The 18913-nt window shown below is 64.5% G+C and carries 19 protein-coding genes; 12 read left to right on the top strand and 7 right to left on the bottom strand.

The genetic code is table 11. The features are described 5' to 3' along the window. Positions 1-546, top strand: a 546-nt coding sequence (locus IC66_RS0114265) for a cyclic nucleotide-binding domain-containing protein (RefSeq protein WP_038948074.1), incomplete at its 5' end; no start/stop codon positions are given. Between the two features lie 4 nt (positions 547-550). On the opposite strand, the gene IC66_RS0114260 is transcribed toward IC66_RS0114265, so the two are convergent. Together IC66_RS0114260 and IC66_RS0114255 are read right to left on the bottom strand one after the other, a co-directional pair. Beyond that, entirely contained in the window at positions 551-1051 is a 501-nt protein-coding gene (locus IC66_RS0114260; RefSeq protein WP_038948072.1) for a DUF3455 domain-containing protein, read from the bottom strand. A 96-nt stretch (positions 1052-1147) separates the two neighbouring features. Then, positions 1148-2362: an NADP-dependent isocitrate dehydrogenase gene (locus IC66_RS0114255; RefSeq protein ID WP_028142824.1), complete on the bottom strand. Its 1215-nt coding sequence runs from the start codon at positions 2360-2362 to the stop codon at positions 1148-1150. Between the two features lie 349 nt (positions 2363-2711). Between IC66_RS0114255 and IC66_RS0114250 the strand changes: the two genes are divergently transcribed. Both IC66_RS0114250 and IC66_RS0114245 read left to right on the top strand, forming a co-directional pair. Continuing rightward, complete coding sequence (locus tag IC66_RS0114250) at positions 2712-3911, top strand: TrmJ/YjtD family RNA methyltransferase (RefSeq protein WP_038948071.1); 1200 nt, start codon at positions 2712-2714, stop codon at positions 3909-3911. A 356-nt stretch (positions 3912-4267) separates the two neighbouring features. Further along, complete coding sequence (locus IC66_RS0114245) at positions 4268-5707, top strand: DUF1254 domain-containing protein (RefSeq protein ID WP_028142826.1); 1440 nt, start codon at positions 4268-4270, stop codon at positions 5705-5707. Between the two features lie 97 nt (positions 5708-5804). Here IC66_RS0114245 and IC66_RS0114240 read toward each other — a convergent pair whose 3' ends face one another. The 3 genes from IC66_RS0114240 to mddA are packed head-to-tail and all read right to left on the bottom strand — an operon-like array spanning position 5805 to position 8322. Further along, a complete protein-coding gene (locus IC66_RS0114240) occupies positions 5805-6557 on the bottom strand; it encodes a hypothetical protein (RefSeq protein ID WP_028142827.1) in 753 nt (250 codons plus the stop codon). A gap of 8 nt (positions 6558-6565) precedes the next feature. Next, a complete protein-coding gene (locus IC66_RS0114235; protein WP_038948070.1) occupies positions 6566-7543 on the bottom strand; it encodes an NADPH:quinone oxidoreductase family protein in 978 nt (325 codons plus the stop codon). Further along, positions 7540-8322 (bottom strand): methanethiol S-methyltransferase, encoded by a 783-nt coding sequence (gene mddA, locus IC66_RS0114230; protein ID WP_038948069.1) that lies wholly within the window; start codon positions 8320-8322, stop codon positions 7540-7542. Before mddA ends, IC66_RS0114235 begins: the two co-directional genes overlap by 4 nt. Before the next feature lie 141 nt (positions 8323-8463). On the opposite strand from mddA, the gene IC66_RS0114225 reads away from it, so the two are divergent. Continuing rightward, positions 8464-10017: an alpha/beta fold hydrolase gene (locus IC66_RS0114225; protein WP_038948068.1), complete on the top strand. Its 1554-nt coding sequence runs from the start codon at positions 8464-8466 to the stop codon at positions 10015-10017. Positions 10018-10089: 72 nt separating this feature from the next. Here the strand turns inward: IC66_RS0114225 and IC66_RS0114220 are convergent, their stop codons facing one another. Further along, positions 10090-10848 carry a GGDEF domain-containing protein gene (locus IC66_RS0114220; RefSeq protein ID WP_244429113.1) on the bottom strand — a complete coding sequence of 253 codons (759 nt, stop codon included), beginning with the start codon at positions 10846-10848 and terminating at the stop codon, positions 10090-10092. A gap of 53 nt (positions 10849-10901) precedes the next feature. Continuing rightward, positions 10902-11579, bottom strand: a complete 678-nt coding sequence (locus IC66_RS0114215) for a TetR/AcrR family transcriptional regulator (RefSeq protein ID WP_038948066.1) — start codon at positions 11577-11579, stop codon at positions 10902-10904. Positions 11580-11825: 246 nt separating this feature from the next. Here IC66_RS0114215 and IC66_RS0114210 point away from each other — a divergent pair, with 246 nt between their 5' ends. From IC66_RS0114210 to IC66_RS48260, 8 genes are all read left to right on the top strand, one after another. Beyond that, positions 11826-12368, top strand: coding sequence for an OsmC family protein (locus IC66_RS0114210; protein ID WP_028142832.1), 543 nt, complete (start codon positions 11826-11828; stop codon positions 12366-12368). A 35-nt stretch (positions 12369-12403) separates the two neighbouring features. Next, positions 12404-13537, top strand: a complete 1134-nt coding sequence (locus IC66_RS0114205; RefSeq protein ID WP_038948065.1) for an acyl-CoA dehydrogenase family protein — start codon at positions 12404-12406, stop codon at positions 13535-13537. A 52-nt stretch (positions 13538-13589) separates the two neighbouring features. Beyond that, a complete protein-coding gene (locus tag IC66_RS0114200) occupies positions 13590-14468 on the top strand; it encodes a sulfurtransferase (RefSeq protein WP_028142834.1) in 879 nt (292 codons plus the stop codon). A gap of 118 nt (positions 14469-14586) precedes the next feature. After that, positions 14587-15963, top strand: coding sequence for a CmpA/NrtA family ABC transporter substrate-binding protein (locus tag IC66_RS0114195; RefSeq protein ID WP_028142835.1), 1377 nt, complete (start codon positions 14587-14589; stop codon positions 15961-15963). Between the two features lie 166 nt (positions 15964-16129). Beyond that, complete coding sequence (gene ntrB / locus IC66_RS0114190; protein ID WP_038948064.1) at positions 16130-16969, top strand: nitrate ABC transporter permease; 840 nt, start codon at positions 16130-16132, stop codon at positions 16967-16969. Positions 16970-16974: 5 nt separating this feature from the next. After that, the gene (locus IC66_RS0114185; RefSeq protein WP_038948063.1) at positions 16975-17898 is read left to right on the top strand and encodes an ABC transporter ATP-binding protein; all 924 of its coding nucleotides are present in this window, start codon (positions 16975-16977) and stop codon (positions 17896-17898) included. 16 nt (positions 17899-17914) lie between these two features. Continuing rightward, the gene (gene cynS, locus IC66_RS0114180; RefSeq protein WP_049801764.1) at positions 17915-18403 is read left to right on the top strand and encodes a cyanase; all 489 of its coding nucleotides are present in this window, start codon (positions 17915-17917) and stop codon (positions 18401-18403) included. A gap of 115 nt (positions 18404-18518) precedes the next feature. Then, positions 18519-18902: a hypothetical protein gene (locus IC66_RS48260; protein WP_028142838.1), complete on the top strand. Its 384-nt coding sequence runs from the start codon at positions 18519-18521 to the stop codon at positions 18900-18902. Positions 18903-18913: the final 11 nt, after the last annotated feature.

Below are 18913 nucleotides of genomic sequence, written 5' to 3'. Positions count from 1 at the left end.
GTCTCCCCCTTCGCCATCATCAGCGGCTTCGCCATGATCGCGCTGCCGGTCGCGATCATCTCAACCGCCTTTGCCGAAGAGGTGAAGCGGCGCGATTTCGTCGTCACCTGGGGCATGCTGGCGCGGGTGCCGCTGTTCTCGCATCTGTCGGCCGCGGAGATCGCCGACATCATGCGGCTGTTGCGGGCGCGCACCATCGAGCAGGGCGAGATATTGGTCCGCCGCGGCGATGCGGCCTCGTCGATGTATTTCATCACCGCCGGCGAGGTCGAGATTGCGCTGCCGAGCCAGCATGTGCACCTCACGGACGGCACCTTCTTCGGCGAGATCGCGCTGCTGCATAAGACAAAACGCAGCGGCACGGTGACGGCGACGCGCAAGACGCGCCTCCTGGTGCTCGACGCCCAGGATTTTCATGCCTTGATCGCGCGCATGCCGACGCTCGCCGACCACGTCCACACCACCGCCAAGGCGCGGCTCGCCGACAGCGGCGATCTCGCGGCGGCAGAGCTGGCGCAGGCCGAGAAGGACGACACCGACCGCTGAGCGGTCAGCCTTTCTTCAGGAAGACATATTCGGCGGAGTAGGGCGCGCTTCTGAACTCGCCGGCCTTGTCGCACGCACCGTCGAGCTTGCCGCCATGGGTGTTGATGCGCTGGACGGTGGTGACGGGCGTCAGGGTGCCGCTGCCGCGATGGGAGGTGACCTCCAGCTTCAGCCAGGGGATATCGGCAACCGTTGCGCCGGGCGCGTTGCCGATGGCCTTACCGACGACGGCGCTGCTGTCGGCAAGCTCCCAGTTGGGGCCGGCATAGTGGCGGCCGATGGTCTTGCCCTCGGACAGCAGCGTCGCGACCGGCTCGCGGAAGGCCCAGGCGAGCTTGCCGTCGGCGGCGGCCTTGCACTCATAGACTTGCACGCCCTCGGCGTGGAGGCTCACCACCACGCTCTCGCCAGGTGCTGCGATGGCCTCGGGGAGCGGCTCCGCGGCCCCGGCTGGTCCGATTAGGGCTGCGACTAGCAGGGTGGGGGCAGCAAGCTTGATGAACATGATGGTCTCCGCGAAAGCTCTCAAAAAAGAAACGGGCCGCGCTTTCGGCGCGGCCCGTGATGATGTCTGGCCCAGTCGGGCGAAATTGCGGACGGCTCAGGCCGCCAGCTCCTTGGTCAGGTTCTCGGCGACCTTGTCGAGGAAGCCGGTGGTCGAGAGCCAGCGCTGGTCGGCGCCGACCAGGAGCGCGAGGTCCTTGGTCATGTAGCCGGCCTCGACGGTGTCGACGCAGACCTTCTCCAGCGTGTTGGCGAACTTGGCGAGCTCGGCATTGTTGTCGAGCTTGGCGCGGTGCGACAGGCCACGCGTCCAGGCGAAGATCGACGCGATCGAGTTGGTCGAGGTCTCCTTGCCCTTCTGGTGCTCGCGGTAGTGGCGGGTCACCGTGCCGTGGGCAGCTTCGGCTTCCACGGTCTTGCCGTCGGGGGTGAGCAGCACCGAGGTCATCAGGCCGAGCGAGCCGTAGCCCTGCGCGACCGTGTCGGACTGCACGTCGCCGTCGTAGTTCTTACAGGCCCAGACATAGCCGCCGGACCATTTCAGCGCCGAGGCCACCATGTCGTCGATCAGGCGGTGCTCGTAGGTCAGGCCCTTGGCCTCGAATTCCTTCTTGAATTCGCGGTCGTAGATGTCCTGGAAGATGTCCTTGAAGCGGCCGTCATAGACCTTCAGAATCGTGTTCTTGGTCGAGAGGTAGACCGGGTAGTTGCGCAGCAGGCCGTAGTTCAGCGAGGCGCGGGCGAAGTCGATGATGGAGTCGTCGAGGTTGTACATTCCCATCGCGACGCCGGCGTCGGGCGCCTTGAACACTTCCTTCTCGATCACGGTGCCGTCCTCGCCGACGAACTTCATCGACAGCGTGCCCTTGCCCGGGAACTTGAAATCGGTGGCGCGGTACTGGTCGCCATAGGCGTGGCGGCCGATGATGATTGGCTTGGTCCAGCCGGGAACCAGGCGCGGCACGTTCTTGCAGATGATCGGCTCGCGGAAGATCACGCCGCCGAGGATGTTGCGGATGGTGCCGTTCGGCGACTTCCACATCTGCTTGAGGTTGAACTCCTTCACCCGGGCCTCGTCCGGGGTGATGGTTGCGCACTTGACGCCGACGCCGACCTTCTTGATCGCCTCGGCGGCGTCGATGGTGACCTGATCGTTGGTGTGGTCGCGGTACTCCATGCCCAGGTCGAAATACATCAGCTCGACATCCAGGAACGGGGTGATCAGCTTGTCCTTGATGTACTGCCAGATGATCCGGGTCATCTCGTCGCCATCGAGTTCGACGACGGGATTGGATACCTTGATTTTTGCCATGATCGGGGAAGCCTCTTGGGAACGGCGCTTTTGGCGCGCCACGGGAATATCCGCCGCCTCTTAGCACCCGGACGCGGCGGGCGAAAGCCAAGGGATTATGCACTTTTAGCTCATCCAGCTTCCCCAGACGTGGGGGCAGGGCCGCCCTGCCGCAGGACCGGATCCGAGGATCCGGAGGAGATTCAAAAGTCGATTCCAACCCGTTATTTCCCTTGAGAATTTCGTCAGGACAGGCAAACGAGGCGGACAGCGCCGGCCGGCCCAAGGACGACTTGGGAAAGGCCGGCTTGAATCAATTCCTGAGAGTGCCCTGGCAAGGCCTTGAGACGAAGAGTGAAAGCGAAACGAGATGTCGGGGACTGACAAGAGCAAGGCGGGTTTGTCCCTCGACGGTCCCATCGTGATCCTGGTCGAGCCGCAGCTCGGCGAAAACATCGGCATGGCCGCACGCGCCATGGGAAATTTTGCCCTTGGCGCCTTGCGCATCGTCAACCCCAGGGACGGTTGGCCCAACATCGCGGCACAGCGCGCCGCGGCCGGCGCCGACCACATTCTGGAAAAGGTCGAATTGTTCGAGACGGTGGAGCAGGCGGTCGCCGACCTCGACCTGCTGTTCGCTACTACCGCACGTCCCCACGACCAGGCCAAGCCGGTGGTCGGGCCGGAGGCGGCGGCCAGCGAGATCGCGGGTCACGTCGCGACCGGCGGCAGGTGCGGTATCCTGTTCGGCCGCGAGCGCTGGGGCCTGACCAACGAGGAGGTCGGGCTCTCCAACCGCATCATCACCTTCCCGGTCAATCCGGGCTTCGCCTCGCTCAACCTCGCCCAGGCCGTGCTGCTGGTCGGCTATGAATGGTTCAAGCGAGCAACGTCCGGCGAACTGCCGCACGCCATGCCGGAGCGCTCCGAGCGCGCCTCGCAGCACCAGATGCAGGCGTTCTTCGACAACCTCATCCGCGAACTCGACAAGGTGGAATTTTTGCGCCCCGCCGAGAAGCGCGACACCATGCTGGTCAACCTGCGCAACATCTTCAGTCGGATGGAGCCGACCAAGCAGGACATGCACACCCTGCACGGCGTGATCATGGCGATCGCCGAGGGACGCAAGGGCCCGGCCAAGGGAGGCGTGCTCGATGGCGAGCAGGCGACGCGCCTGCGCGCGCTTTTGGCCGAGCACGGGCAGGGCGGCGGCGTGCCCGACAGCGGCTCCACTGTGCGCGGCCTCGCCCGCCTGCTTCGCCGCAACCCGACCGACGCCGAGCGTCTGCTCTGGCAGGCTTTGACCCGCGACCGTCGCTTCGCCGGCCAGTTCAAGCGCCAGACCCCGGTCGGCCGCCACATCCCGGACTTCGTCTCGTTCCCGCATCGGATCGCGATCGAGCTGGTGAATCCGGGCGAGGGCGAGGCGATTGCCGCTGATCGCGCAGGAAGGCGGACGTGGCTCGAGGCGCGGGACTATCGGGTGCTGGAGATCCGGGCGGCGGACATCGAGCGCGATCTCGAGGCGGAGCTGGTGCGGCTGCAGGGGATGATGGAGCAGAGCACGTAGCTGTCGTCGAGCGCCGGTCTCGTAGGGTGGGCAAAGCGGCTTGTCCGCCGTAGCTCGAAGAGCGAAGGCGGAAGCTTGCCCACCTATGTCGATCGACGAAGCTCAGACAGAGGTAGTGGGCACGGCGCTACGCGCCTTTGCCCGCCCTACGAGTTGGGAGTGCCAAGAGCACACGTCGTCTAGAGAAGGCTAGCGTTGGCGTAACCACCACCTCTACCGCCAGTTGACGCAGGCGTGGCGGCCACGCCCAGGCGAGCGAACGGCGCTGCGCCCAAGACCATCCAGCCCCATTGATGCATGTCAAGGAACATCGAACCCCGCCCGTTACGGTTTTGAGGCAACAGGGAGGGTTCGATATGTCAATCAGCCGTCGCCAAGCACTTGCCGCCTTCAGCGCCGCTGTATCGGCGCTCGCGATTTCCCGCACCGCACGTGCCGAGTTTGACGGTCCTGTTGTCAGGGCCCTGGAGGGCGGCGAAGATTTCTGGCTCGCCCAGGATGCCTATATCTACGGATACCCTCTCGTGACGATGGAGATGACCCGCCGGGTCATGACGAACGTTGCGGCGGTGGAAGGCACGCGCGGGCCGATGGGGCAATTCGTCAAGCTCCGTAAGTACCCTGATGCCACCTTCAAGGATGTCACGGCACCCAATGCCGATACGCTCTACACGACGGCTTGGATCGACGTGGGAGACGAGCCCTGGGTCCTGAGCATGCCGGACATGAAGGACCGCTACTTCCTGTTTCCGATGCTGGACGGCTGGACCAATGTCTTCCAGGTGCCTGGCAAGCGCACCACCGGCACCAAGGCGCAGACCTATGCGATCACCGGCCCGGGCTGGAAGGGAACGCTTCCCGCTGGCGTCAAGGAATACAAATCCCCCACGTGCATGGTGTGGATCTTGGGCCGCATCTACTGCACCGGTACGCCGGAGGACTACGCGGCCGTGCACGCCGCGCAGGACCAGTTCAAGCTCGTGCCGCTCAGCGCATACGACAAGTCCTTTACGCCCCCGGCAGGCAAGGTCGATGCGTCGATCGACATGAAGACGGCGGTGCGCGAGCAGGTCAACCGCCTGGACGCCGCGGCCTATTTCACCCTTCTCGCGCAATTGATGAAGCGCAATCCGCCGGCCGCCGCCGACGCAGCTGAGGTCGCCAAATTCGCGAAGATCGGTCTTGTCCCCGGCAAGGATTTTGACGCGAGCAAATTCGATGCTGCCTTCGCCAAGCGCGTCCCGCAGGTGGCATTCGACCGCATCATGCTCCAGTTCAAGGTCAACAAGGCGATCAAGAACATCAACGGCTGGGCCTTCGACAGCGAAGCCGGTATCTACGGCACCAATTATCTCAACCGTGCGCTTGTCACGGCCATCGGCCTTGGCGCCAACCGGATCCAGGATGCGTGCTATCCGACATCCCAGAAGGACGCCGACGGGAAAGAGTACGTCGGCAGCAACAAATACGTGATGCGTTTCCCGAAGGGGCAGCTTCCTCCGGTCGGAGGCTTCTGGTCGATCACGATGTATGACGAGAACTACTTCTTCGTCGCCAATCCGATCAACCGCCAGTCGATCAGCGCCCGCCAGAATCTCAAAGCCAATCCGGACGGTTCGGTCGATCTCTACATCCAGAAGGACAGTCCCGGCCCCGACAAGGAGAGCAATTGGCTTCCCGCGCCGGCGGGCAAGTTCGTCCTGATGTTGCGGATGTACTGGCCGAACGAGAAGTCACCCTCGATCGTCAACGGGACCTGGAAGCCGCCTCCCGTCCGGCAAGTGACGAGCAGCTAGGGAGATATCCTGCTCAGCCGGTGAACGATGGCGCGGGAGGCGAGATGCTGTTTCCGGATACCCCGACCGCCGCCTGCGCATGTCCGTCGGCGGCGAATTACCCGCGCCCGAGCTGCACGTCGCGCTCCACCGCAATCCATGTCGTCCGCGCCAACGCCAGCAATCTGCCGGCTTCATCATGAAGCGCAGCGTCGGCCGTGCGCTTGCGGCCGTCGCGGCCGGTGGGCCAGGCCGTGACGATGCAGAGCTCGCCGGGGCGGGGGCGCGCTTCGATGCGGGCTGACATCCGTCCGAGCAGGAGCGGGGTCTTCTCGAAGCTGCCGCTCTGCTGATCGTAATTGCAGGCAAAGCCGGTGGGGCAGTCGAGCGCGGACCAGAGGAATTCGGGCGCGATGAGGCCATCCCCGGCCGTGAGATTTGGATCGGGTGCCCAGCTCGCGGCGAGAACGGGAGTTTGTGCTTGACGGCGGAGCGGGCCGGCGAAGATGCGCAGGCCGTCGCCCTTCGCCCTTGCGGGACCGCAGACGAAACAGTGTGGCAGCGGATGTTCGTGCGGCCTGGACAGCGCATGCAATTCGGCCGCACGTGCTTCCAGCAAGTCAGCTGTCTCGATCTGCGCAAGCTCGACGCTCACGGCGCGGGCGGTGGCGACGGCTTTGCCGCCATCGCGAAGCTCCCATGTGCCGTCGTCCGTCGCGATGGCATCGAGCGGCGAGTCCAGCGGGGGCGGCGCGCGCAGCGTCACCTCTGCAGCCCCGGGAATGTGACGGGCGAGCCGGCCGCAGACATAGCCGCCGTTGCCGGAGTTCGGAGGACCGCAATAGCGCTTGTCGATGATGATCGAAGCCATGGCGCACTCTATCTGATTTTGAGCACAATTCGTCCCTGAACTGTCCGGTTGGCCACGGCGCGCATGGCGTCGCCGGCCTCCTCCAAAGGGAGGACGCGGTCGATATGCGGGCGGATTTGTCCTTCGGCCAGCAATCGCATCAGCGTGGCGTTCATGCGCGCTGCCTCGTTGGAGAATTTCTCCGCCCAGGCGCCGGCAAAGACGCCGATGATGGAATAGTTCTTCAGCAGCGGCAGGTTCATCGGGATGGAGGGAATCTCGCCGCCGGTGAAGCCGATCGGCATCAGCCGTCCGCCCCATTTCATCAGCCGGGCCATCTGCTCGAAAATCCCACCGCCGACATTGTCGAAGCCGACATCGATGCCGTCTCCTGACGTGATCGACTTGATCCGGTCGCGCAGATCCTCGCTGCGATAGTTGATGACCTCGCTGGCGCCGTAGCCGCGGACCAGGGCCGCCTTGTCGTCAGAGCCGACACCGGCGACGACGCGCAGGCCGAGATGCCGGCCGAGGTCGACGGCGGCAAGTCCAACTCCGCCGGCAGCGCCAGTGACGAACAGCGTTTCGCCGCGCTCGGCTCGTGCCCGTTCGACCAGCGCATAATAGACCGTGCCGTAATTGTGCAGGATGGTTGCCGCCGGTTCGAACGCGACGCCGTCAGGCAGGCGTACGGTCTTCGACTCCTTCGCGATCATCCGTTCGGCGTAGCCGCCGGTCCAGCTGCTGCAGGCCACGCGATCGCCGGACGCGAACCTTGTCACCTTGCCGCCGACCGCGACGACGGTTCCGGAGGCTTCCGTGCCGGGCACGAAGGGCGTCTGCGGTCGCAGCTGGTAGAGACCCGAGACCAGCAACTGGTCCATGAAGCTGACGGAGGCCGCGTGGACGTCGATGAGGATCTCATCGCCGGCAGGCTTGGGCGCATCGATCTCGCCGAGGCGCAAATCGCCGGGGCCAGTGAACGAATGGCACAGAACCGCTTTCATCGGGGCACTCCGATGCTCCGGGCCACGTCCTGGTCTTTGGTCCGGGTCCGCGCGAAAAGGCGCGGCACCAGCATCGGAACGCGGCGGCGATATTGCCGGTAGGTTTCCCCGAACTCTGCGATCAGATCGCGCTCTTCGAACTGCAACGCGGCCAGGATATAGGCGGTGTTCGCGAGCGCGAACAGCAGATGGCCGGCGGTCATCTCGGGCGTGGCCCAGAATGCGAGGAGGAAGCCGAGCATGATCGGATGCCGAACGATCTTGTAGAGCAGCGGCGCCTTGAAGGAGTGATCCTCCGGCTCGGTCCCGCGCAGCGCCGAGAAGGCCTGGCGCAGGCCGAACAGGTCGAAATGATCGATCATGTGGGTCGAGGCGAATGCGATCAGCCAGCCGAGCCAATGGACGCCGGTCAGTAGCCACGCCACGATTCCGCTGGTCTGCCAAACCGGTATCGGGATCGGACGCCACTGCCAGAACAGCAGGAGGAGGATGAGGCTGGAGAGCAGCACATAGGTGCTGCGCTCGCAGGCCACCGGAAGAACTTTGGTCCACCAGCGTTTGAAGGCCGGGCGCGCCATGACGCTGTGCTGGATTGCAAACAGGCTCATCAGCAGCAGGTTGACGAGGATGGCCTCGGTCAGGCTGCCGACGTCGGTCCCCTGATCGATCGACTTCGGTACGACATAATTGCCGACGAAACCGAGTGCATAGAGGAAGGACACCGTGAATACGGCATAGCTCACGATTTCGTAGAGCAGGATTGCGAGGCGTGAGAACATGGTTTTTTCCTATTGTGCCTGATCCAGCGGTGCCGCATGCAGAGCTCGAGGCGGTCGCTGGCGAGCCGGCTCGAAATGGCTACCGCGGCGCCGTCCCCTGTGCGTCCCCTGGGGGCGTCCCGAGGGGGAGAGAGGATTTCCATGACGGCTTTCTCGCTGGAGACATTCGGGTTCCCGGAGGTCCATGCTGACGGCCGTCCGATCAAGTTGAACCTGCGCAAGGGTCTTGCGCTGCTCGTCTATTTGGCGGAGGCCAAGGCGGCGGTCGCGCGCGACGTCGTTGCCACGCTGCTCTGGCCTGAGACCGATCGCGAGACGGGCCTTGCGCGGCTGCGGCGGCTGCTTCATCGCGTCGAGCTCGCGCTCGGTCAGCCGGTATTCGAGACCGACCGCACCAGCGTGCGGTGGTCTCCGGCGACCGTGCTGAAGGCCGATGCGCATTCATTCGAGAGCGCCTGCGACCGCGGCGACTTTGAAGCGGCCTGCCGGATCTATCGCGGCGACTTCCTTGCGGGCTTCGCTCTCGACGATTGCCCTGAATTCGACGATTGGGCGTTCTTTCGCCGGGAGGCGCTGAGGGGACGGCTCATGCATGCGCTCGAGCGTCTCGTGCAGGACAAGAATGCCGCCGGCGACCATTTTGCCGCGGCCGCGCATGCGGGACGCCTGGCTGAACTCGATCCGCTCAGCGAGGTCTATGGCCGGCATCTGATCCGCAGCCTTCTGCTGGCCGGCGACCGCAGCGCGGCCGAACGTCAGCATGCTGCCCTGACACAGCGGCTGCGGGACGAACTCGGGGTTGCGCCGGAAGCCGAGACCGAGGCGCTGATGAGTCCCGCAACGGCGCTGCACGCTGTTCCAACCACGCGCTATGTGAAGGGCGCCGGCGTGCATCTGGCGTACCAAACCTATGGCAGCGGCCCGCTCGATATCCTGGTGATGCCCGGCTTCGTGTCGCATGTGGAGCGGGCCTGGGAGAGCCCTGCAAGCCGGACGTTCCTGGCGTCGTTGATGAAGCTTGGACGGCTGATCGTTTTCGATCGTCGCGGGATCGGGCTGTCCGACCGGGTCGGATCGGCCCCGGGGATCGACGTCACCGCGGAGGATATCGGCACCGTGCTGCGGGCGGTGGATTCCCGCCGCGTCGTGCTGTTCGGCGCCTCCGAATGCGGGCCGGCCTGCGTCAAATTTGCGATCGATGAGCCGCGCCGCGTGGCCGGGCTCATCCTGTTCGGCGCACTGGCCAAGGGATGTTGGGCGGAGGACTATCCGTACGCGTTGCGCGCCAGCCAGTATGACGCCTGGAGCAGGCAGCTCGTCGCACAATGGGGCGGCCCGGTCGGGATCGAGACCTTTGCGCCGAGTCTGGCCGGTGATCCCCAGGCATGCGCCTGGTGGGCCGGGTTATTGCGCGCGGCGTCCAGTCCCGGCGGTATCTCGGCCGTGCTCGAGGCCTTTCGCGACGCCGACGTCCGGCATCTCCTGGCGCAGATCGCGGTGCCGACGCTGGTGCTGCACCGGTGCGGCGACCAGGCGGTGCGGATCGCGGCCGGCCGCGATATCGCGAGCCGGATCAGCGGTGCGGAGTTCGTCGAGCTCGACGGCAACGATCATTGGTTCTTCGCGGGTGATCAGCAGCCGGTGCTGGCTGCCATCAAGCGATTCACGGATGCGTTGCCGCTTCGGAGGGCGTAACCCACCACTTCCATTGCTCGCTGTTTCGATTTGGTGGATTACGCTTTGCTAATCCACCCTACGAGCTCCGCCTCAGGCCGCGCTTGGGAGAGGGGCTTTCGGGCTCTGCTGGAGCTGGCGCAACGCCGCGAGGTTGGACCCGACCGACGCCAGGCAACAACGCGATTTGCCGCCCGACTTCGCCTGGTAGAGCGCGGCATCGGCGACCGCCAGCAATCCGGCGACGTCGGCGCCGTGATCCGGTGACAGCGCAATGCCGACGCTGGCGCCGATGCAGGCGTGCATCTCGCCGCTGAGCTCATAGGACAATGCGACCTCGCTGATGAGGCGATGTCCCGTCTGCTGTGCCATCTCGGCGGTGACGCCGTCGAGGAGCACCACGAATTCGTCGCCGCCCATTCGGGCGACCAATGCGTCATCAGGCAGCAGGCGGCGCACGCGCGCGGCCACCGCTTTCAGCACCGAGTCCCCCGCCGCGTGTCCGAACGTGTCGTTGATCGGCTTGAAATTGTCGAGGTCGAAGAACATCACCGCGAACGGCCGTTCGGCGCGCGCGGCAAGCCTGCCGCCAAGCGCCTCGACGAAGCCCGCGCGATTGAGCAGGCCCGTGAGCGCGTCGTGATGGGCGCGATGGCTGTTCTCGCGCTCGGCGCGCATGGTGGTGACCAGCATCCGGTTGAGGCGGAAGGCCGCGGCCGTCATCGCGGCCAGATACATCGGCACCTGGAGGAAGACGATGTAGAACAGCGGCTCGCCCGCGAGCGCGGCGCCGGGCAAAGCAAAGCGTGCCCACCATCTCGATCGACGAAGCTGAACGAGTTTGGTGGGCACGGCGCTTTGCGCCTTCCCACCCTACGAGATCTACGACACGGGGTGGGAGGCGATCACACCGCCTCCAGCTGATCCGCCGCGCGCTTCTTCTTCGACTTGGACTGGCCGAGCAGGGGGCCGGCCGTCAGCGCCGCCGTATCTGCCACGCCGGGATCACGCGAGATCATCGCGGCGACGATCGCGCCGTCGATCAGGAGGCCGAGCTGATGGGCGAGCACCGCGGGCTCGCTCGAGCCGAGCTCACCGGCGAGCTTCTCGATGTGGCCGAGCACGATCTTCTTGTGCTTCAGTGCGATGTTGCGGAACTGCTTGGCGTCCTTGTCGTGCTCGCCGACCGCGTTGATGAAGGGGCAGCCGTAGAAGCGCTCTTCGGCAAACCAGCTCTTCAGGGCCGGGAAGATGCGCGCCAGCTTGGCCTGCGCATCGCCGCCGCCGTCTTCCATGGCGCCGATGAACCATTCGCGCCATTGCTTGCCTTCGCTCTCCAGCACCGCGTTGACGAGGTTGGTCTTGGAGCCGAACAATTTGTAAAGCGTGGTCTTCGCGGTCCCGGCCTCTTCGATGATCGCATCGATGCCGGTGGCGTTGATTCCGTTCTTGCAGAACAAATGCGAGGCGGCGCTGAGCAGGCGCCCGCGCGCGGATTCGTCATCGCCCGCGCCTGAATGCGGCGCGTTCTTCTTCGACGACATCTTGTTCAGTGAGGGCTTTTTCAGTGAAGGTTTGGCCATGGATTGCAACTTAATCGCAGCCGCGCGGTATCATCAAGCCGCATCTGCTTCGCGCTAAAAAGATTCGCATCGGCCATCTCAGCTGCATCGCCTTTGAGCAGAGCGCGGCTGATCAATCCGCAGGCAGCCATCGCTAAGCGGCTCCAATGCCTCGCATTTCGTTTTCGGCCTCTTCTGGCACGCTCCATGCAAGGAAACAGACCGTTCGGTATCCTGCCGTTTTCCACGGCTGCCAGGGAGAAGATGATGACTGCCGTCGTTCAAAAGACAGTGCTGACGGGGTGCCTTGCGCCCATCGACAAGAATGGCCTCGAGCAACTGATCGCGAGCGGCAAGGCCAATCCGAAGGTCGTCAAGACCTTGAAGTGCAAGACGGTCGCGGAAGGCAAATTCCGTCACGCCAACTACATCCGCAATCTGCCGCCCTATATCGTCGACGAGCCGCCGGGCCTTTTGGGTGACGACACCGCGCCCAATCCGTCGGAAGCCTCGCTTGCCGCGCTCGGCTCGTGCCTCGCCGTCGGCCTGCACGCCAACGCCGTGCATCGCGGCTGGATCGTCAACAAGCTCGAGCTCGAGCTCGAAGGCGACCTCAACATCACCGCGGTCTGGGGCACCGGCGATACCTCGGACAAGCCGGTCGGCTTCACCGACGTGCGGGTCAAGGTCGACATGGCGTGCGAGGGCGTCTCGCAGGACGAGATCAACGCGCTGGTCGCCCATGTGAAGAAATGGTCGCCGGTCGCCAACACCTTCACGCGCCCGGTCAATCTCGAGGTCGGCGTCTAGCTGATCGCAACCAGGACAAGGTGCGGGAGACGATCATGGGTTCACTGGCTTTATCGCGGGCCGAAAGTTTGGATCAGCCCGCACCGTCCATTGCAGGGGAGGTGGCGCGGATCGCGCGCGAAGATCTCGCGCCGCTCGCCGCCGGCATCGACGACGGCTCGGTCTATCCGGCCGAGGTGTTGCGCAAGTTCGGTGCGGTCGGCGCCTGGGGCAGTCACGTGCCGCACGAAGGTCCCGCCGATTTGCGCTGCGCGATCCAGGCGATGGCCGCTATCGGCGAGGTCTGCGGCGCCACGGCTTTCATGGCCTGGTGCCAGAACACGCTGGTCTGGTACGCCGCCAACTCGACCAATCTGAAGCTCGCCAAGCGGTTCGGCGATGCTTTCTCGACCGGCCGGGTGCTCGGCGGCACCGGGCTCTCCAACCCGATGAAGAGCTTTTTCGGCATCGAGAAACTGAAGCTGAAAGGGCGCAAGGTCGAGGGCGGCTACATCGTGCGCGGCGCGCTGCCCTGGGTCTCCAATCTCGGTCCCGACCATTATTTCGGCACCATCTTCGAGCGTGAGGACGATCAGGGCGTCGCAAGTGGCGAGCCCGGCACGGTCATGTTCCTGGCCGATTGCTCCGATCCCGCGATCACGCTGACGCCGTGCAAGCCGTTCATGGCGATGGACGGCACCGGCACCTATGGCGTTCAGTTCCGCGACGTCTTCGTGCCGGACGAGCTGATCCTCGCCGACCCCGCCGGCCCCTTCGTCAAGAAGATCCGCGCCGGCTTCATCCTGCTGCAGGCCGGCATGGCGCTCGGCCTCATCAAGGACTGCATCAACATCATGGGCGAGGTCGATAGTCCGCTCGGCCATATCAACCGCTATCTGCCGCAGCAGCCGGTGCACTTCCGCGACCTCGCCGCCGAGCTCGAGGCCGAGACCATGGCGCTGGCGCGCGATCCCTACAACGAGGACGAGACCTACTGGCGCAAGGTGATCGCGCTGCGCCTGCGCGCCGGGGAAGCCAGCGTCGCGACGGCACATGCGGCGATGCTGCATTGTGGCGCGCGCGGCTACCTCAGGAGCCACCGCGCACAGCGGCGGCTGCGCGAGGCCTATTTCGTCGCGATCGTCACGCCGGCCACCAAGCAGCTGCGCAAGATGCTCGCCGAGTCCTGAGCTTCACGAGTCCACCCCAGACCACCACTTAACCTCAACGGAGAGGCTGCCAATGACGGACGTTCTGATCTCTGCCAGCGAACTTGCCGATCTCTTGAAGCTCGAACCCTGTGTCGTCATCGACACCCGCAATCCCGATGCCTATGGCGCCGGGCATCTGCCGGGCGCGGTGAACGTGCACGAGATCTTCACGTTTCTCGCGACCTCGACGCCGGAAGGCATGAGCGAGCTGAAGACCAAATTCGCCGACGCCTTCGGCGCTGCCGGTCTCTCCGGCAAGGAGACCGCGGTGATCTACGAGCAGTCGATGAATTCCGGCTTCGGCCAGTCCTGCCGCGGCTATTATCTGCTCACCATGCTCGGCTATCCCAAGGTCAAGGTGCTGCATGGCGGCTTCGATGCGTGGTCGGCCGCGGGTCTTCCGGTGACCAAGGATGTCCCGGCGCCGGCGAAGGCCTCGTTCGCGATCGTGCCGGAAGCCGGCGAGATCCTGATCGACGCGAAGACCATGCTTGCCGCGGTCGGCAAGCCCGGCATCGCCATTCTCGACGTGCGCGATGTCGACGAATGGATCGGCGACAGCTCTTCGCCCTATGGCAAGGATTTCTGCCCGCGCAAGGGCCGCATCCCCGGCGCGGTGTGGCTGGAATGGTACCGCATGATGAAGCCGACCGCCGAAGGGCCCCGCTTCAAGTCCAAGGACGAGATTTTGGCCGAATGCGCTACCGTCGGCATCACGCCGACGACGCCAGTCTATCTCTACTGCTTCAAGGGTGCGCGCGCTTCGAACACCTTCCTGGCGCTGAAGAACGCCGGCGTGAAGGACGTGCGGATGTATTTCGGCTCCTGGAACGAATGGTCGCGTGACCCCTCGCTGCCGATCGAGCAGGGGTTGCCCATTGCTGCCCAGGTAACGGGCAAGGCGGCATAGAACCTGCATGTTTCCAATGGCCCGGCTGCGCAAGCGGTAGCCGGGCCACGATGGAATTCTGACCTGACGCGGCGGACAACGGCGTCCGCCGCGCAGTGTGACAAAGGGGCGCAGCAGCATGTCCATGTTCGACGATCCGTTCGATGCCGACCGCAATCTCGGGGCGGGCTGCGTTTGCGGCCAGCACCGTTCGGCGAGGGAGCACGAGCAGGCGGCGCTGCGCTGCGAGCCGGTCGAGAGCGAGGAGAAACGCTACGAGGGCGTGATTGCGTCGGCCGTGATGCGCGCGATGTTCCCGCAGGATGTGGCACGGCGGGCGTTTCTGAAGTCGGTCGGGGCGTCCACCGCACTGGCCGCGCTGTCGCAGTTCTTTCCGCTGCAGACCGCAACCGAAGTATTCGCGCAAGCCGGTGTGCCCGAGAAGAAGGACCTCAAGGTCGGCTTCATCCCGATCACTTGCGCCACACCCATCATCATGGCGGCGCCGATGGGCTTCTATGCCAAGCACGGTCTCAACGTCGAGGTGGTCAAGACCGCCGGCTGGGCCGTGATCCGCGACAAGACCATCAACAAGGAATACGACGCCGCGCACATGCTGGCACCGATGCCGATCGCGATCTCGCTGGGCCTCGGTGCCAACGCCATTCCCTTTGCCGTGCCGGCGATCGAGAACATCAACGGGCAGGGCATCGTGCTGGCGGCCAAGCACAAGGACAAGCGCGACCCGAAGGACTGGAAGGGCCTGAAATTCGCGATCCCCTTCGACTATTCCATGCACAATTACCTGCTGCGCTACTATCTCGCCGAGCACGGGCTCGATCCCGATACCGACGTGCAGCTGCGCTCAGTGCCGCCGCCGGAGATGGTCGCCAATTTGCGTGCAGACAATATCGACGGCTTCCTCGCCCCCGACAACATCTGCCAGCGCGCGATCTATGACGGCGTCGGCTTCATGCATCTGTTGTCGAAGGAGATCTGGGACGGTCATCCCTGTTGCAGCTTCGCCGCCAGCCGCGAGTTCATCACGTCAGCGCCAAACAGCTTTGCGGCGCTGACCCGCGCCATCGTCGATGCGACCGCCTATGCCTCGAAGGCGGAGAACCGCAAGCAGATCGCGGAAGCCATCGCGCCGGCCAATTACATCAACGCGCCGGTGACGGTGCTGGAGCAGGTCTTGACCGGCACCTATGCCGACGGCCTCGGCGGCGTGAAGACCGATGCGAAGCGCGTCGATTTCGATCCATTCCCCTGGCAGTCCTTTGCGGTGTGGATGCTGACGCAGATGAAGCGCTGGGGCCAGATCAAGGGCGACGTCGACTACAAGGCGGTGGCCGAGCAGGTGTATCTGGCGACCGACACCAAGAAGCTGATGGCCGAGATGGGGCTCACACCGCCTGCGAGCGCGTACAAGTCGTTTGCGGTGATGGGCAAGACTTTCGATCCGGCCAAGCCGGAGGACTATGTCGCGAGCTTCAAGATCAGGAAGTCGTCGTGATGAGATCTCTCTCAGCATCGTCGTCCCGGCGAACGCCGAGACCCATACCGCGGAATCCATCGATTGCTATCGATGGGAGTACCGAACGACGAGTCTTCGCCAAACTTCTCCCTGGGGTTATGGGTCCCGGCGTTCGCCGGGACGACGGGCGGAGAGGTCTCGCGCGATGACTTCTTCTCTCCGCCTCCGCGCCGGTCTCGTCTCCATCGCGCTGCTCGCTGCATTCCTCGGCATCTGGCATCTCGCCACGCGCTCGACAGGCCCCGTCGCCACGATGAGCCCCGAATACGCCAAGCTGATGGGGCTGACCGCGACGCAGGGCAAATCGGCGATGCCCGGGCCGCTCGATGTCGGCGCCAAGTTGTGGGAGCATTTGCGGCGGCCGTTCTACGACAACGGGCCGAACGACAAGGGGCTCGGCATCCAGCTCGGCTACTCGATCGCGCGGGTCGGCACCGGCTATCTGCTGGCGGTGCTGGTCGCGATCCCGCTCGGATTTCTGATCGGCATGTCGCCGCTGCTGAGCAAGGCGCTCGATCCCTTCATCCAGGTGCTGAAGCCGATCTCGCCGTTGGCCTGGATGCCGCTCGCGCTCTACACCATCAAGGATTCCTCGATCTCGGCGATCTTCGTCATCTTCATCTGCTCGATCTGGCCGATGCTGCTCAATACCGTGTTCGGCGTTGCCAGCGTGCGCAAGGAATGGATCAACGTCGCGCGCACGCTCGAGGTCGGCACCATCAGGCGGGCCTTCACCGTGATCCTCCCCGCGGCGGCGCCGACGATCCTGACCGGCATGCGCATCTCGATCGGCATCGCCTGGCTCGTCATCGTCGCCGCCGAAATGCTCGTCGGCGGCACCGGCATCGGCTATTTCGTCTGGAACGAGTGGAATAATCTGTCGATCACCAACGTGATCATCGCGATCCTGCTGATCGGGATCGTCGGCATGCTGCTCGACCAGATCCTGGCGCGCTTCACGCGCATGGTCACGTTTCCGGAGTAGGGGCGATGACCGACAAATTCATCTCCATCGAAGCCATCGCGAAGCGCTATCCCGGCGCCGGCGGCGCCACGACCACCGTGTTCGAGAACCTGTGGCTGTCGATGGCGCGCGGCGAGTTTGCCTGCGTGATCGGGCATTCCGGCTGCGGCAAGACCACGGTGCTCAACATTCTCGCCGGCCTCGATGCGCCGAGCGAGGGCGCCGTCATCGTCGACGGGCAGGCGATTTCGGGCACCAGCCTCGACCGCGCCGTGATCTTCCAGAGCCACGCGCTCTTGCCCTGGCGCACCGTGCTCGGCAACGTCACCTATGCCGTCAGCTCGAAATGGCGGAGCTGGGACCGCGCCAAGGTGAAGGCGCACGCGCAGACCTTCATCGATCTCGTCGGCCTGACCGGCTCCGAGCACAAGCGGCCGTCAGAGCTGTCGGGCGGCATGAAGCAGCGCGTCGGCATCGCGCGTGCGCTCTCGATCACGCCGAAGATCATGCTGATGGACGAGCCGTTCTCGGCGCTGGACGCGCTGACGCGCGGCACGCTGCAGGACGAGGTGCGGCGCATTTGCCTCGAGACCGGGCAGACCGCGTTCATGATCAGCCATGATGTCGACGAGGCGATCTATCTCGCCGACAAGATCTTCCTGATGACCAACGGACCCGGTGCGGTGCTGGCCGAGGTCGTCGAGAACCCGCTGCCGAGGGACCGCGGCCGCACTGATCTGCACCGCCACCCGCTCTACTACGCACTGCGCAACCACATCATCGATTTCCTGGTGACGCGCAGCAAGACGTTTACCGCCGAGACACCCGATCACGATCCGCGTAATGTGCCGCTGGTGCATATCGGCAAGCCCGGACTGACGATCGCATCCAGTGGTGACGAGCAACGCCAGGCCTGGACGCCCGGGACCAGTCCCGGACTGACTGCTTGAAAAAGGAGACCCTGACATGAAACGCGAAGACCTCACTGAGAAGCTGCTCGACATCAAGCGCGAGAAGGGCTGGAGCTGGAAGCACATCTGCGACAAGATCGGGGGGTATTCCGAGGTCCTCATCGTCGGCGCCATCCTCGGCCAGATGAAATTGACGAAACCGCAGGCGGCCAATGCCGGCGAGCTGTTCGGCCTGTCGAAGGCGGAAGTTGCGATGCTCAACGAGGTGCCGATGCGCGGCACCGGCACGCCGATGCCGCCGACCGATCCCCTGATCTATCGCTTCTACGAAATGGTGATGGTGAACGGCCCGGCCTGGAAGGCGCTGATCGAGGAAGAATTCGGCGACGGCATCATGTCGGCGATCGACTTCGACATGGCCATGGAGCGCGTCGCCAACCCGAAGGGCGACCGCGTCAAGATCACCATGAGCGGCAAATTCCTGCCGTACAAATATTACGGCGCCAGCGGCAACGTGCCGGAATACGGCTTCAAGGAGGAGTGACCGACGCAGTTAACCGCTGGTGAAGCGGCGGCCCGGTGTTTGCGGTCCATGGTTTGCCTGACGGCAACCTCTGGAGGCTAGGTAACGGGCCTCGCTTCAACCACAGGTACCCGTGATGAAATTTCGCTCGCGTTTTGTCTTGGCAGGCGTTGGTCTGCTGGTCGTGATAGCTCCCGCCAAGGCCCAGTCCCAGCGTGTCATCGCCGAGCAAGGCGGCGGTGGTCTGCGGCAGGAAGGATCGGTGCGTGTGCAGACTTCGATCAACTTCTTTGTCGCCGGTCCGACCGGGGACAGCGAGGAGGCCCAGAAACTGCGCGACCGCGCGCGCCGCACAGTCTACGAGATGGCGGCGCGCGAATGTGATCTCCTGCGCGAGGTGCTCGCCCGCGATTGCCGGATGGAGTCGGTCAACACCAACATCAACCGGCAGTTCGGACCGCAACAAGCGGAGGGATTCAATATCAGCGGATCGATGGGTTTTCAGATCACGCTGAAATAGAGCCAGACGGC

Source organism: Bradyrhizobium genomosp. III (assembly GCF_000261705.1).
GTDB lineage: Bacteria > Pseudomonadota > Alphaproteobacteria > Rhizobiales > Xanthobacteraceae > Bradyrhizobium > Bradyrhizobium ottawaense.
The sequence above is the reverse complement of the archived record's forward strand: the minus strand, read 5'-3'. Positions and strand labels throughout refer to the sequence as shown.